Below are 14,317 nucleotides of genomic sequence, written 5' to 3'. Positions count from 1 at the left end.
CACGACTGTTTTATAATCTTATTTTTTTACTGAATGTCCCTTTATCTGTTTCTACCAACACCAAATAAATACCGTGAGGTAAAGCCGACAAAGTTATCCTATCATTGGAGTTCACCGTTTTTGTAACATATAATTGTCCTCCAACGCCATATACTTTAATCGTTACGGGTTTGGTTGTAAAAACTTGGAGTTCCTTTCCTTGGGTATGGAGCTGTACTTCTTTTTGCGAAGACCACTCTTGTGTTCCCAAACTTCCCTGCTTATAAAATTTGAAATCGTCTAATCGGATGACTTCCGAGCCACTCCCCAAAGTATTGAGGTTAATGTAAAATCCTGCTGCACCCCCTGGGGCAACAAACTCTTTTTCTACTTTTTCCCACTGTCCGAAAGTCGTTACAGAATGAGTATAGTCATCTCCGTTTGTTGCTATAGTTGTCCTATTCGCATCTCTCCATCTGAAACGATGAACCAATTGTCTTTCTGCACCTGTAGAATACACATAATAACTTAAAATATATTTCTGACCTGCTTCTATCCCTTGTCTCAACTCAAATTCTATATTCCTACCAGAACCTAACTCTGCACTATATGTTCCCTCTTTCGGATTTTCCGCTGATTGTTTAGCATTACCTTTCCAATCTTTAGGATAATATCTGCAATTCCCTAAATAGCAACTACTACTCCATTGCTCCAGACTTGAGTTGGTTATCAGGTTTTGAGAAAATAATAACGAGGAGCTTAGTACCCCTATGGTTAGTAAAAACTTTTTCATTTTTTTATAGTTTTTAGATTGATTAGTGTTTATTTTTAAATTTCATTGACTTTAAATCCGAATTTATCTGCTATCTGTTTGGACAAATTAAGTAGTGAACCTTTGGTCTTTTCATCAGCCGCTAAGCGGTCCACGTCCCAAAAACCGTGCTCTCCCTTAAATTCGGTTAAAATTTGATGGATTTCCGCTGGTGATAAATAAGACGAACCGCCTTCTTTTCTGGCAGCATTAAGGGCGTAGATGAAGCCATAAGCCTCCGACAAACCGTGAAATGCATTTCGAACATCTTCTCTTAAATCTGGAATGCCTTTCTTAAGATAATAAATAGCTCTGGCCGCAAAGAGTTTGTTTAATTCACCTCTTATAATGGCTGCTTGTTTTTTCATTTCGGTATAGTCTTTATCCACTACCGCTTTTCTTCCTTTATAGAACGCTGTGTAAACTCTTTCGTCTATCCCCGCCAAAAACGGCATATCTTTAGTTCCTTTCTCCAAATAATAGGCAATAAACAATGGCGTAAACTTAGAGTTTTCCCTTCCCATATACGCATAAGCCCTATCCCAATGATGCTCTAAAGCCGTGTATCTCTTCCCAGAAACCATCACTAAGTTGCTGTTATCTTTCTGTAATTGGGCATCGCTAAGGATTTCCTCTCCTAAATGCTGATTGAGTACTTGGTCTAACAAAGCCACTCCCATAAGTGCTTTTTGCAATACTTGCCCCGTTTCTATACCGTAAGCATCTACATATCTTCGTTCTTCTTCGTACCCAACGAACCCTGCTTGACCTTTTTTAGCTTCCAATCCGCTATTATCTGATATGGCTTTCAACTCACCAAACATTACCTCTATTTCGTTGCGAACTGCAGTTTGTAAAGCTGTTTTGGAGGTATAATAACTGGAAGCTGCCGTAATATCTTTCATACTCAAAGCGTAGACACTTCCCTTCCTTTCGTAATAATTTCTGGATTGAGAACTGGCGATTTTCATTCCGTTATCCAACAAATAAAACAAGTCTATCATTTCTTTTCCTGTTTCCAAATCTACTGTGGAAAGACCGTTTCTTGAAAATTTGTACTCGTAAGACTCTTTAGTAACGGGCGGAAGAACCGAAGGCGTTTCCACTCCAGAAGTTTCTCTTGAACAAGAGGTAAAACACAATGCAGAAAGCATTAAAGCTAAAATAATTTTATTCTTCATAATTAAACTTTTTATCATTTATCAAGTTATTTTTATTACGGTAAAATGATTTTTTCGCAGTAAGGTGTAAGCTCTGTAAAACCGTCCGAATAAACCGATGTTTCGTATTTAATAACGGGAGAAACCACTATCCCATCGTCCGATTTGGCTTGAATACTCGCATTAAGGGAAAATAAATCATACCCACCCCCGTGGACGGAAAGATAAAGCGGATACCCTGATTTAACTTTAAATTTAATTTCGTAGTCCTTGCCTTCTTCTATGGTTGGAGGTGTTCCTCTATTATCTTTATAGCTTCGTAAAACCACCAATTTTTTATCCGCTCCCACATACTTCAAATCAAATTGGGACATTTTCTGTCCTAAAGGAAAGGTCTGCTGCTCTGTGTATTTAAACTTTAGTGTTACAGTATAATCTCTAAGGTCTTGGTCTATATCAACCCCTGGATAAACAAAATTAAGTTCGGTTTCCGTAGGCTCACAGACCGTAGGAGTCATATTGGTATAATCTATATTGGGTTTATCAATTTTACCTTTGTTTGGAAATAAAGCGTGATAGTCTTCTTCTGGCAAATCGGCAACTCTTTCGTTACACGAAAATAAAATAACAACAAGCAAACTCCACAAATAAGTTATTTTTTTCATAAGATTAGTATTTTTTATTTTATCGTAATTAAGGCTTCGTAACCGTTTACCACCGATTTGTAAGCCTCACCTTCTTTAGTAAAAACCCTAAATTTCGTTTGGTCTGTAAGCTGTATTCCTGGATAGAAAAACAACCCCTCTTGCGTAGCCACATAACCAGAAGCCACCCCAGAATAATAAGAACTATTGTAAAGATTAGGTTGCCAGTTCTTAACAAAGGCTTGGTATCTATTCTTTACATCTTGCTTTTTATAAGGTAAATTGCTTTGAAACAAAACACCGCCCTCCGAATCTTTTATCGTTAAAATAGGATTGTAGAGTCTCTCGTAATTTATTTTGTTTTGATACATCAAATTCATTCTATCCGATGCTTGTTTTCCGTTAAGTATGGCTTTCTTCATTACCAAATATTCTCTGTTGGTATCCAAATAACGGTTGGTACGGAATATTAAGTTGCCCTCACTATCTTTTTTCCAAAATAGAAAATCACTTTTATTCAGTTGGTGTATGTAATTATAAGTGGTAAAACTAAGTTGAGTGTAGGAGCTTTGTTTCACTTCAAAATCACTCATTTTGAGGTTATTTGCAGCGTTATAATCGGTATCGCTTAGCATTTCTACCGTTCCTTTTTCATTAAATTTCATATAGAATGTATAGCCTCCTTGCCCGAATTGTCTTTCTAAAAAGACAATGGCGTTATCACTCGTTTTAATATTTTTATTCGGGTCTGAAAAACGCAAAGAATCTACGTCTGGAAAATAGGTAAACCACCACCCTTCTTCGGCTGAAACCAACTCATTTCTCAATGCAGCGATATGCTCTTGAGTTCTTTGAGAAGGTGTTTCGCTGAAAATAGTTTCATCTTTATCCCTACAAGCTCCCACTAATAGAAACAAACTTACAAAGACGATTATCGTGTTTTTCATAAATTTTTATTTTAAATAAGTTTTTAATTTCACATTGGTTTCAAACTGCAACCTATTGAAGTTAATTCCAAAATTTTCATTGAAATATTTAATCACAAAAGCTCTTTTTTCTGTGAGGGTTTTTACGGCTTTTTTAGCGCGCTCCCTATCAGCAGCATCATAAGGGTCTTCGTACCCCGCATAGCTGTATATCATATAATCGACCTCCTGTCTGGTATTGCAAAGTAAAGCACTCACCGTTTCCGCAAAATCCTCCTCTACTCCTCCTCTCGCCGCTAATAGGCTATAATAACCGAAGTCCGAAGCCCTGCTTGTAAGGTCGTAAAGATTGTTGGGACTTGTTTGTCCCCAAGTTTCGCTATAAGCATTGAAATTGAGTTTGGAAAACGCTTCTTTATCGAAAGGTTTAGATTGTATTAAAGCCTTCACAAACTGATGGTGAGCCATACGCATTACCTTTACCACACTTGCCGAATCGGACTTAGAAAACTCATTCACTCGGTATAATGGCATCTGCCCGTGAGCGTGATTGCTCCTAATTTGCTCGTAACCTTCCGAATCTAAGTTTTTATCTCCGTAAACATAAATTTCCTTCGGGGCGTACTGTTTTACAAATTGAGTTCCAGCAATATTCTCATAGGCTTGTAACCACAGAGAATGCATCGCCTCCATCACAGGTTTCACTTGTGCTCTGCTCGGAGGTGTAGCCGCATTATTAAGCCCCGATACATTGGCGTCCCAACGGTATTTCACCTCTATATTATACGGTTGAGTATAAGTTTGGTAAAGCCACCCATCTAATTCATCTGTATTTTTGATTTCTGGCACAAGCACCGATTCCGAGTTTAAGGTATCTCTATCATTACAAGATGCCAAACCTGTCATAATTGCCAATATCCAAAATATATTTTTCATCTTTTAATTTATCTAAGGTTAGCCTCCAAGCCTAATTTTTGAGCTTGAAGCGGAATTTGAATCTGTTTTCTTAAATCTTCTTTTCTTAAAATCTTATCAAGGCTATAAGTTTCGCCCGCTGTATTTCTATTCACAGAAAGGTAAAAGCGTTTAATATCAAACCATCTCAACCCTTCGTGCACAAACTCTCGTCTTCTTAGCTCCGCAATAGCATTTACCAACGCTCCCTGATAGAAGGTAAGATGATAAAATGGGGTATAATTTTCTTGCCCTGACTGAAACGCCACCATCAGCTCGTCTTTGATGAATGTTTTTTGCGACTTGGCTTTCATAAAGATAATGATGTCGTTGGTCGCAAAATCGTACATTTGCTTCATCGTATAAGCTTCTGCACGGTTTAGGAGCACCTCATCGGTCGTGAATAAAACATTATCTACATAAAGCTCTCTTGGATTGGCACTTACATCTTGGAATTTTTGTAATTCTCTGAATTTATTCACATATCGGTTTCCCATATTACTCCCTCTCGTTAAGTACCAAAACGAAGCCGAGTATTTGGGAGCATAATTAGAGAAAAGTTCTTTTCTTTTATTCTCGCTAACGGCATATTTTAGTTTGGATACCTCTCTTTTCCAACGAGATTCCGTTGAGGTAATCAGCAAATTACACTCTTCATCTGCCGAAGAGTAAACTTGAGGAATAAGTTCTGGCGTGGATAAAAAAGTTTGATATTTGCCCGCCCAATCTCTTATTTTAGCCAATGGATTATCTTCCAAAACATAATTAGCGTAAGCAATGACTTTATCCCATTCCCCTTTGTAAAGGTAAAATCTGGAAGCAAAAGCGTAACCCGCTTTTTTATTGAAATGATACTTCGGTAGTTTATAGTAGCGGTCATCAACTGCCGCCAAACCCAATAGCAAATCTTCTTCTATCTTGTCATAGACTTGGGCCACTGTTAACCTCTTATATTCTGGTAATGCCTTTTTTTCAGGTTGCGTTACATAAGGAATACCCAAAGCCGTAGAGTTAGGACTGTAAGCCTCTGCCCAAATATTAACGAGCATAAAGTGCAGATACGCTCTCACCAACAGCGCTTCTCCGTAAAGGGCTTTAATTCTGTCCGTTTTATCGGGAAACTGTTTCAAATATTCCAATGCGTGGTTGGCTTGGGCAATGCCTCGGTAGCAATCGTTCCAATAATTCAATGGAGTATCCAAATCTTCCTGCTCAAAATCTCTCCAATAAAAAGAAGCCTCGTTTAGCCTTGTATGTACTCCCTTTTCTACCACATCTACATTATCCGTCATTGGTTCTAAAAACGGGAAATAACTGGCTCTGGGATAAGCCGCTGTAAGTAGCTCTTCTACTTTTTGTTCCGAATCTATTTCTATATCCAACTGGGAATCTGGCATTTCATCTAAATAACGGTTACAAGAAAGCATTGCCGTTCCCAGTAAAAAGTATATTATTTTTTTCATTTCTATTGATTTTAAAATCCTAAATTGAGACTTACCGAATACTGTTTTGCAATCGGAGTAGCTACCCCTCCCGCACGATAAAATTCAGGGTCTTGCCCTCTTAGATTTTTATCGTAATAAATTAAAAACGGATTGGTAACTTGAAACCTAAACGCCAATGAAGTCATTCCCCACTTTTGGATATATTCCTGCGGAATTTTGTATCCTACGGAAATATTTTTCATTCTTATAAAACTTCCGTCCGCAATTCTCAACTGTGAATAATTATAAGTATTATAAGCTCTTTCGATATTTTCTTTCCCCATAAGGGTTATTAAATCTTGAGACGGAATTACAGGTACATTGGTCTTGTATTCGTCTCCTGGATTGAGCCAACGGTCATAATAATATTTTGAAAATACATTAAGGTCGCCATAAGCAGGGTCGTAAGTCGGCTGAAGTCTTATTTTATTTCCCGCTTGAAAAGTGATGAAAAACGAAATATCAAAATTTTTGTATTCAAAAGAGTTAGAAAAACCACCCGTAAAGTTGGGCTCTACCGCACCATTATACTTTAGATAGGACAAAGAATAATTGGTATCAGCAAAATCGGCTCCCGAAATGTGAGCGTATAAATCGCCTCCTTGAAACGGATAATTCCCAAAATCAAAAGTGGGTAAACCTTGCCCATCTAACCCTTGAAACTGAAACGAGAAAATAGACCCTCTGGCATAGCCTACCACATTGCCTCGTCCTGTACCAGAAACCAAATCAAAAGTATTTGGATTATTAAGCAATCTCGTGATTTTCTGTTTAAAGTAACTCAAACTCAAATTGGTTTTCCATTGGAATGCCTCAGTTTTAATATTGGTGGTATTAAACGTGAGTTCTATCCCTTTGGTTTCCATATCTCCGAAGTTAGCATATTTGTAATACTGTCCGCCAATCCCAGAAGTTCTCACCAAATCAATCAAATCAAAAGATTTTCTGGAATAAACGTCTACGGTAGCATTGATGCGATTTCTGAACAGCCCCAAATCCAACCCCAAATTGAGTTCGTACATTTTTTCCCAAGTTAAATCCCTGTTTTCCAAATGCAAAATATTAAGTATATTTTCCCTATCGGTAATTTGGTAACGATTGGTAACACCACTTCTGAAGACCGCCAAAGAATTGATGGCGTTTTCGTTCATTTTAGCCGTTAGACCATAACTGGAACGAATCGCCAGTGTGCTAAGCCAAGCCACATCTTCAAGAAAATGCTCCTTATCCACATTCCATTTCGCACCCACATTCCAAGTAGGCAACCAACGAGTCTTTGCCCCTTTTCCTGCAATATTGGAACCTTCATAGTTACCCACCGCATTAAAAACATATCTATTCTTATAGGCATAAGTGGCATTAGCCGAAAAAGTAACCCCTCGGTCCTGCCTTGTCATCAATCCGAAATAATCTAAATTATCTGCAATTAATTTTTGAAATACCAATGGAGAAGTACGCACCTGATTTCCTCTATCATACTGTATTCCATAACCTTGAAAAGGCGTTACTGTTCGGTCAGCATATCTAATTTCTCCAAATCCAAATAGTTTTAAATCGTGTTCGTTCCATTTATTGTTATAATCTAACGATGTTCTCACCAAGTAACTTTCTAAAGTATTGGTGGTTTGATTGAATATTCCTCCGTGTGGCAATACTGATTGCGGTTGAGCCAAAGGATGGTCTGCATCTTTAAATAAATATACATTCTCTGCTCCCACAGCCGCATTATCATTGGCTCTAAATGCCAAAATGGTATTAGAATTTTCTTTAACATAATGCTTATTCTCCGTCTGTGCACGGCGAGCTACCGCTAATAAATTCCCTGTTAATTTTTTATTGAGTTTATATTCAAGTTCCGTCTGCACCTTCAAATCCAAAACTTTAATATCCATATAGTTATTTTGATATTCGTTAAGAATATTGAATGGTGCCCAGTTATTCCGATAATACTCCAAATTTCCATACTGGTCTTTGGCACGCAATGTACGGCTGGTATTGAGGGCGTAAGAAAAAGGATTGATATCAAAATCTCTCTCAAAAGAACCAATGACGGTATTTCTTCTTTGAGAAAAAGTGCCTGGCGCTTTCTGTTCCCTTATATTTCCTTGCGTTACAATATCCAACTTGAGGTTATCATTAAGGTAAAAAGTATTTCTCAAATTGGCCGTAAGACGACTGACCCTATCCGTAACAGACCAACCCGCATCATTGAAAAATCCTAACGAAGCATAATTGGCTGTATTTTTACCGCCTCCAGAAAAACTAATGGTATGATTTTGGGTTGGCGTAATATTGAATAATTGTTTAAACCAATCGGTATTGGCATATTCGTGAGTTCTAAGAAAAGCTAAACGCGCTTCTTCGGTGTTTTGCAATAAAAAAGTACTGGTATTAGGATTAAAGGTATTGATGGCATCATACATTCTATAATAAACGCCTCCCCTTCTTCCATAATAAGCATTTGCCATAGAGAAATACCCTTTTTTCTCCATTTCCCGATAGATAGACATCGTCTCTTGTGAGTTAAGCAAATCATAATCTGCATAAGACGGACTGCTTCTGTAAGTCTGCTCGTAGTTGTAAGAAATTTTATTTGGTGTATTTCTTCTACCTGATTTTGTACTAATTACAATAACTCCATTAAGGGCTCTTGCCCCATACATAGAGGTTGCAGAAGCATCTTTAAGCACCTGAATATCTTGTATATCCGAAGGATTTATCCCCGCAATGGCAGAGCTTACTAAAGTAACGGCATCTCCAGAAACCAATTGGTCTAAAGTGAGACTCACAATATCCTCGTAAACAGCACCATCTACCACCCAAAGCGGTTGTACATTACCCGTGATAGACGCTCCTCCACGAATGTTAATCCTTGGAGCCGCTCCAAAAGTTCCCGTTACATTCTGAATATTCAGCCCTGCGACACGACCTTCTAACATTCTGGAAACATCAGGTACTCCATCCAGTTGTATATCTTTCATTTTTACCTGAATGGCAGACCCTGTAAACACTCTATTCTTTACCTTGGTGTACCCCGTAAGTACTACTTCCTCAATAACTTTATTTTTTAAAGTATCCTTTTGAGCATAAACACTCTGCCCCAAAAAGAATACTACAGACAAAGGTAAAGCAGTCCTGCAAAAATAATTTTTCGTTTTCAAGTCTTATCTTTTTTGACAAAGATAAAGATTAATTAGAATAAGTATAAATAAATTTATATGATAAATATCAGCTTATTTAGAATAAGAATAAATTAAACTTAGTTATTCTGAGCTAGTTTTTCAGCATATTGTTTAGAGAAAATAGCTTTATCTTCCTGTAGTTGTTCCGTTGTGGTGGGTAGATTATAAGAAAACAAAACTTCATCGTTATTATCCATGAACTGAAGTTGTTTTTCTTCACCATTTATCATTTGGGCAAAAATATCCCACATAGAAACATCTTTTAACTTTAGTAATTCAAAAAAATCATTCGCTTTTATATGTACTATTTTCATAAGTTATGTATTTTCAACTGAAATATTTTTTTTCCATTTTATATACCCTATAATTGCCAATATGGTAAATATAAAATACTGCACTGAGGTTATCCCTAGCCCTTTATAGAGATACATAGGCACACTAATAAAATCTCCCAAAATCCAAAACAGCCAGTTCTCTACTCTCCTTTTTGCCATCAGCCACATACCTACTAAAAATATAGCGGTTGTTACAATATCGGTATAGTTCATCCAGTCTAGATGATACCAACCTAACTCAACGCCTTCCATAGAAAAATTTTGGTCTATATAAGGTTTAAAGTAATAGACAATCCCTACCAAAACCACACTCAACACAAATAACCCAAACGATATTAACCAATCTTTTGCCGTAGCCTTAGTTGATTGAATATAAACATTATCCACCGAATTCTGAGACCATAATATCCAACCATAAATACTCATAACAGTATAGTAGAAATTGATCATCATATCTCCTAAAAGCCCAAATTTGAACAAAAGATAGACATAGATAATGGTACTTACGATACCTGTAGGATATACCCAAATATTTTTCTTCATAGAAAAATAAACACTCAGCAATCCAAAAGTACTAGCTACCATTTCCAAAATAATTTGATAAGTCGCATAGGTTTCGTAAGGTTTCAAAAAAAGCTCTTCAAAATTCATAGCCCCAAATATAGTACAAAATATTGAGCCTTATAGTCATTTAAAAATCATCAAAAAACAGATTAAAAAAATATCAATTACTTAAAAATAAAATCAACTAAAACGCACCTATCATTCATTATTTTTATTATAAAGATAAGTTACTTAAGCTAATTTGTTTTATATTCGCAATGTTTAATAAAATTTAACCCTATAAACTATGTCTAATATTTGGAGGAAAAAACCCATCGGTGCCTACGAAGCTGATATGAAAAAAAGTGAACTCAAACGAGTTCTTGGAAAATGGAGTCTTACCGCTATTGGAGTAGGAGCCATTATAGGTGGTGGTATTTTTGTACTTACAGGTACAGGAGCTTACTATCACGCTGGTCCTGCTTTAGCACTTTCATTTGTAATCGCTGGTATAGCGTGTATTTTTGCAGCTTTGTGCTATGCCGAATTTGCCTCATTACTTCCTGTGGAAGGCTCTGCGTATGCCTACGCTTATGGTACCATTGGTGAAATTTTCGCATGGCTTATCGGCTGGGGACTTGTACTAGAATATGCTATGGGCTCCATGACAGTGGCTGTGTCTTGGTCGGGCTACTTTAATAAATTATTAAAAATAATAGGCATAGAAATCCCTTACTACCTCACTAACGATTTTGCTAGTGCCAAACAATATGCAATTAACCACGGCTTAGCTGAACCTTCTTTTGCTTTTAACCTCCCTGCCTTTCTTATTGTGCTGTTAGTAACTGCTATTTTAGTGAGAGGCACTAAAGAAGCTGCTGGAGCTAATAATATGATTGTGTTATTAAAAACTTCAGTAGTGGTTTTCATTATCATTGTTGGGGCATTGTACATCAATATGGATAATCTTACGCCTTTTATTCCTGAAGAAACACTGATTAAACAAGCCGATGGACATCTCGGTAAAGCCTATGGTATTTCGGGAATTATAGCAGGAGCCTCTGCTGTATTTTTTGCTTATATCGGATTTGATGCCGTTTCTACTCAAGCTGCAGAAGCTAAAAATCCTAAAAAAGACATTCCTTTTGCCATCATCACCTCTCTTTTGGTGTGTACAGCACTTTACATATTAATGTCGTTAGTCCTTACAGGAATGATGAACTATAAAGATTTTGGTTCTGTACCTGATGCACTTACTGCGCCTGTTGCCATCGCTTTTGAAAAAGCGACAGGAATGGGTTGGGCAGTAATTCTCATCACCGTAGCTGCAACAGTAGGTCTTATCTCTGTTCTGTTAGTAATGATGCTTGGTCAGTCTAGAATTTTCTTAGGCATGGCAAAAGATGGACTGCTTCCAAAAATGTTTAAAGATATTCACCCTGTAAGAAAAACACCTTATAAGAACACTCTGCTAGTAGGTGCTATTGTAGCGACAGTAGCTGCTTCTACGCCAATTAGCACTTTAGTACACATGTGTAGTTTTGGGACACTTTTCGCTTTTGCAATGGTTTGTTTTGCTGTTTGGTTATTGAGAGTTAAAAAACCTGAACTTAAAAGAGATTTTAAAACACCTATGCTACCTGTGATAGCAAGTCTAGGGATTTTAACCAACATTTATCTCATTTGGAACTTAGAGACCTCCGCTATTTATATGGCGATAGGTTGGTTGGTATTTGGTATTTTGGTTTACTTACTCTACGGAAAACGCAACTCTGTACTGAATAATGGAGGTTACGATGAATACGAATAATTAAAAGTAAATAAAATCACACAAAATGATTCTGAAGTAATGCTTTTCAGAATCATTTTTTTATAAATCTTATTTTTTGAAATCATAATTATTTTTCATTCTTTGGATAATTCTTTGAAGTTCCTCTACCAAAGATAAAGGCGAAATTACCCTCATATTTTCGCCGTGCGAAAGTATCAAAGCCTTAAGCTCTTGATTAATTTTTACAGATAGATGTAAAACATGACCCTTAACCCGCTGTGAACTATGTAACGGTTTAGAAGCTATATAAGGCAGGATATAATCTGTAAGTTCTATTTTAATTTCTTCTACTTCATCATTTTCAACATTTGTTACTCCGATAATTTCATCAAAATAATTTACAAAATCTATCTCATTGATATGATATACCTCCGAAATAACATCAATACTAACAATCCTATCCAAAGCAATATTCTGTACCTTATGAAAATGATGCTCCCAACCAAATAGAAACCAACGATTATTAAATTGTTTTAAAAAATATGGAGACATTGTAAAAACGCTCAACCTATCTCTAAAACTTTTATAATGGATGCTTAAAACCTGCTCTTTCAGTATAAATTGATATAATGGATTCAAAAACTCCAATCCCTTTAAATATTCATTTTCCTGAAAATCAATAATCTTGTTCTGCCTCTGCAGTTCCGTTATTTCTATATCTAATTTGGTTTGTATGCTTTGCACCCAGCCAAAACCAGGTAATGAGTTTAAACGATTAAGAGTCTCTAAGGCCTGTCTAAGAGTATTGCGCTCTGTATCGGTCATAGACTTCTTAAGAATAGAAAAATCCGCATCTTCATAACGGTAATAGACCCGCTTTCCCTCTCTATACCTAACAATAGGGGCTTCAAACCCCGCTTGACTTTCCATAAATTTAATATCCTCCAGTACCTGTCGCCTTGATATAGACGTTTCCTCCATAAAATGGTCTGTTAGTTTTTCATTGCAATAGGCAATAAGATCCTCAATAAAATATTTATGATAGATATTTGAAAAACATTCATCTAAAGCCTTATAACGGATTTGAGCATTCTTATTAGTGGACATAATATTTTAGTTTCTGCGAAGCTACATCAATTTATCAAAATATAGAAATCATTCTAATTTTGAGAGATAATGATTTAATTGTAATTTTGTGAACTTTAAAAACAGTTATGAGTTCTCAAAAATCTCCCCTTAGAAAAGTATTCTCTTACTTCTTATCGTGGTTTGTAATCGCTTTTACACTTTCATCACTATCAAGTTGCGAAACTCTAAAAATAGCATACAAAACGAGTCAAAAATATCCAGTAACAGTTCATTTAAAGAATGAGAAAACTTTAGAAGGATATGCAGCATTACCTCAGAAAAGGAATAAATTAAAATTACATCATCAGGAAACAGGGAGAGTTCAATCTTTTAGTCCAAAAGAGGTTGATTATTTGGAATTTTACTACGCTAATAAGAGAAAGGGAGTTGTTTCTGAGGAACCTAACTTCCTGCATTCTGTTAGTACAAAAGAAAATGGTGGAGAGTACTGGATGGTAAAAATGTGTGAAGGTCCAAATTTAAGAGCATTTATTCGAGGGGATAACTATATTTTAGAAAAGGATAAAATCAATCTAGTTAATATAGGTAATAATTATTCTGTTAATAGTTTTTCGGTATATCTTCAAAAGAAGGGAGACTACGCACATTTTATAGGTCTTCATAAAGGAGTAGCTAACGAAGACTCTTCTCTAAGAAGAGGGATGGTAAAGTACTTAAGCGATGATGAAAAACTATCTGATAATATATAGATTCAAGACTTGCATTTGATGATATATGTGATGTAGTGAATGATTACAACACAGGTAAAATAAGATATACTAAAAGGGTTCAAGATTCTACAACAAGAAGATTTCAAGATGACATAGAAGCATCTGTTTTAGCATCGATAGCAGTAGAATCTGGGATACAAAACGGAACACCTAAGAGTGCTTTTATTGAGTTTAAGGTGCCTATGTTTTCTAGTAGGTTTTTATATTGGGGAATTAGCGTAGGAGCTGGGTTTGCAAACTCTATAGATGAGAAAAAACTACCTCTTTATTTTGATAATGTTCCAGAATCTATAGATGATTATGTAGTAAAAAATAAACTTTCTGCAATGGTTGGTGGTATGGTTGGCTTTCAAATCCCTATTAAACTAAATAACAAGAAAGCTTTAGTTCCATCATTAGATTATGATTTAAAAACCTATGGCTTTACTACAGTTATACACGGTCCTAGGTTAGGTTTAGCCTATCGTATTCCTCATAAGTATGGTTCTAGCTTTGTAATCTATGGAGGAGCAAAATACAATATGCCTATTTTTCCAGAGGATAGTTATGGTCATGTTTACCAATATACATGGACTGATTTTTTGTCAAAGAGAGAATATAGTATAAAATTTGGTAATTATATATCCGCTTCTTTAGGTTTTGGCTATACATTTTAGAATACTTTTTATA

At 36.1% G+C, this 14,317-nt stretch carries 13 protein-coding genes; 3 read left to right on the top strand and 10 right to left on the bottom strand.

All coding sequences use genetic code 11. The annotated features are described in order from the left end of the window. Positions 1 to 10: 10 nt before the first annotated feature. The 9 genes from RA0C_RS09870 to pnuC form a co-directional block, all read right to left on the bottom strand. On the bottom strand, positions 11 to 772 hold the full coding sequence (locus RA0C_RS09870) for a T9SS type A sorting domain-containing protein (RefSeq protein ID WP_013447186.1): 762 nt from the start codon (positions 770 to 772) through the stop codon (positions 11 to 13). Positions 773 to 807: 35 nt separating this feature from the next. Further along, the gene (locus tag RA0C_RS09865; RefSeq protein ID WP_013447185.1) at positions 808 to 1,989 is read right to left on the bottom strand and encodes a DUF4856 domain-containing protein; all 1,182 of its coding nucleotides are present in this window, start codon (positions 1,987 to 1,989) and stop codon (positions 808 to 810) included. Between the two features lie 17 nt (positions 1,990 to 2,006). Continuing rightward, positions 2,007 to 2,615 (bottom strand): hypothetical protein, encoded by a 609-nt coding sequence (locus RA0C_RS09860; protein ID WP_013447184.1) that lies wholly within the window; start codon positions 2,613 to 2,615, stop codon positions 2,007 to 2,009. Positions 2,616 to 2,629: 14 nt separating this feature from the next. Then, the gene (locus RA0C_RS09855; protein ID WP_013447183.1) at positions 2,630 to 3,541 is read right to left on the bottom strand and encodes a DUF4302 domain-containing protein; all 912 of its coding nucleotides are present in this window, start codon (positions 3,539 to 3,541) and stop codon (positions 2,630 to 2,632) included. A 6-nt stretch (positions 3,542 to 3,547) separates the two neighbouring features. Next, positions 3,548 to 4,456: a putative zinc-binding metallopeptidase gene (locus tag RA0C_RS09850; protein WP_013447182.1), complete on the bottom strand. Its 909-nt coding sequence runs from the start codon at positions 4,454 to 4,456 to the stop codon at positions 3,548 to 3,550. An 8-nt stretch (positions 4,457 to 4,464) separates the two neighbouring features. Beyond that, positions 4,465 to 5,937 (bottom strand): RagB/SusD family nutrient uptake outer membrane protein, encoded by a 1,473-nt coding sequence (locus tag RA0C_RS09845; protein WP_013447181.1) that lies wholly within the window; start codon positions 5,935 to 5,937, stop codon positions 4,465 to 4,467. 11 nt (positions 5,938 to 5,948) lie between these two features. Further along, complete coding sequence (locus RA0C_RS09840) at positions 5,949 to 9,080, bottom strand: SusC/RagA family TonB-linked outer membrane protein (RefSeq protein ID WP_014411376.1); 3,132 nt, start codon at positions 9,078 to 9,080, stop codon at positions 5,949 to 5,951. Between the two features lie 137 nt (positions 9,081 to 9,217). Further along, complete coding sequence (locus RA0C_RS09835) at positions 9,218 to 9,454, bottom strand: hypothetical protein (protein WP_004918590.1); 237 nt, start codon at positions 9,452 to 9,454, stop codon at positions 9,218 to 9,220. Positions 9,455 to 9,457: 3 nt separating this feature from the next. Then, the gene (gene pnuC / locus RA0C_RS09830; protein WP_004918592.1) at positions 9,458 to 10,126 is read right to left on the bottom strand and encodes a nicotinamide riboside transporter PnuC; all 669 of its coding nucleotides are present in this window, start codon (positions 10,124 to 10,126) and stop codon (positions 9,458 to 9,460) included. Positions 10,127 to 10,325: 199 nt separating this feature from the next. Between pnuC and RA0C_RS09825 the strand changes: the two genes are divergently transcribed. Beyond that, on the top strand, positions 10,326 to 11,828 hold the full coding sequence (locus tag RA0C_RS09825) for an APC family permease (RefSeq protein WP_004918594.1): 1,503 nt from the start codon (positions 10,326 to 10,328) through the stop codon (positions 11,826 to 11,828). A 69-nt stretch (positions 11,829 to 11,897) separates the two neighbouring features. Here RA0C_RS09825 and RA0C_RS09820 read toward each other — a convergent pair whose 3' ends face one another. After that, complete coding sequence (locus RA0C_RS09820) at positions 11,898 to 12,896, bottom strand: helix-turn-helix transcriptional regulator (RefSeq protein ID WP_004918596.1); 999 nt, start codon at positions 12,894 to 12,896, stop codon at positions 11,898 to 11,900. 107 nt (positions 12,897 to 13,003) lie between these two features. Here RA0C_RS09820 and RA0C_RS09815 point away from each other — a divergent pair, with 107 nt between their 5' ends. Continuing rightward, positions 13,004 to 13,627: a hypothetical protein gene (locus RA0C_RS09815; protein WP_004918598.1), complete on the top strand. Its 624-nt coding sequence runs from the start codon at positions 13,004 to 13,006 to the stop codon at positions 13,625 to 13,627. 35 nt (positions 13,628 to 13,662) lie between these two features. Then, complete coding sequence (locus tag RA0C_RS09810) at positions 13,663 to 14,304, top strand: hypothetical protein (RefSeq protein ID WP_004918601.1); 642 nt, start codon at positions 13,663 to 13,665, stop codon at positions 14,302 to 14,304. Positions 14,305 to 14,317 lie beyond the last annotated feature (13 nt).

Source organism: Riemerella anatipestifer ATCC 11845 = DSM 15868 (assembly GCF_000252855.1).
Taxonomy (GTDB): Bacteria; Bacteroidota; Bacteroidia; order Flavobacteriales; family Weeksellaceae; genus Riemerella; species Riemerella anatipestifera.
The sequence above is the reverse complement of the archived record's forward strand: the minus strand, read 5'-3'. Positions and strand labels throughout refer to the sequence as shown.

What these genes read in the sequence shown, in the direction of transcription:
- RA0C_RS09870 (WP_013447186.1), bottom strand. Translation starts at nt 772, where the DNA reads ATGAAAAAGTTTTTACTAACCATAGGGGTACTAAGCTCCTCGTTATTA.
- RA0C_RS09865 (WP_013447185.1), bottom strand. Translation starts at nt 1,989, where the DNA reads ATGATAAAAAGTTTAATTATGAAGAATAAAATTATTTTAGCTTTAATG.
- RA0C_RS09860 (WP_013447184.1), bottom strand. Translation starts at nt 2,615, where the DNA reads ATGAAAAAAATAACTTATTTGTGGAGTTTGCTTGTTGTTATTTTATTT.
- RA0C_RS09855 (WP_013447183.1), bottom strand. Translation starts at nt 3,541, where the DNA reads ATGAAAAACACGATAATCGTCTTTGTAAGTTTGTTTCTATTAGTGGGA.
- RA0C_RS09850 (WP_013447182.1), bottom strand. Translation starts at nt 4,456, where the DNA reads ATGAAAAATATATTTTGGATATTGGCAATTATGACAGGTTTGGCATCT.
- RA0C_RS09845 (WP_013447181.1), bottom strand. Translation starts at nt 5,937, where the DNA reads ATGAAAAAAATAATATACTTTTTACTGGGAACGGCAATGCTTTCTTGT.
- RA0C_RS09835 (WP_004918590.1), bottom strand. Translation starts at nt 9,454, where the DNA reads ATGAAAATAGTACATATAAAAGCGAATGATTTTTTTGAATTACTAAAG.
- pnuC (WP_004918592.1), bottom strand. Translation starts at nt 10,126, where the DNA reads ATGAATTTTGAAGAGCTTTTTTTGAAACCTTACGAAACCTATGCGACT.
- RA0C_RS09825 (WP_004918594.1), top strand. Translation starts at nt 10,326, where the DNA reads ATGTCTAATATTTGGAGGAAAAAACCCATCGGTGCCTACGAAGCTGAT.
- RA0C_RS09820 (WP_004918596.1), bottom strand. Translation starts at nt 12,896, where the DNA reads ATGTCCACTAATAAGAATGCTCAAATCCGTTATAAGGCTTTAGATGAA.
- RA0C_RS09815 (WP_004918598.1), top strand. Translation starts at nt 13,004, where the DNA reads ATGAGTTCTCAAAAATCTCCCCTTAGAAAAGTATTCTCTTACTTCTTA.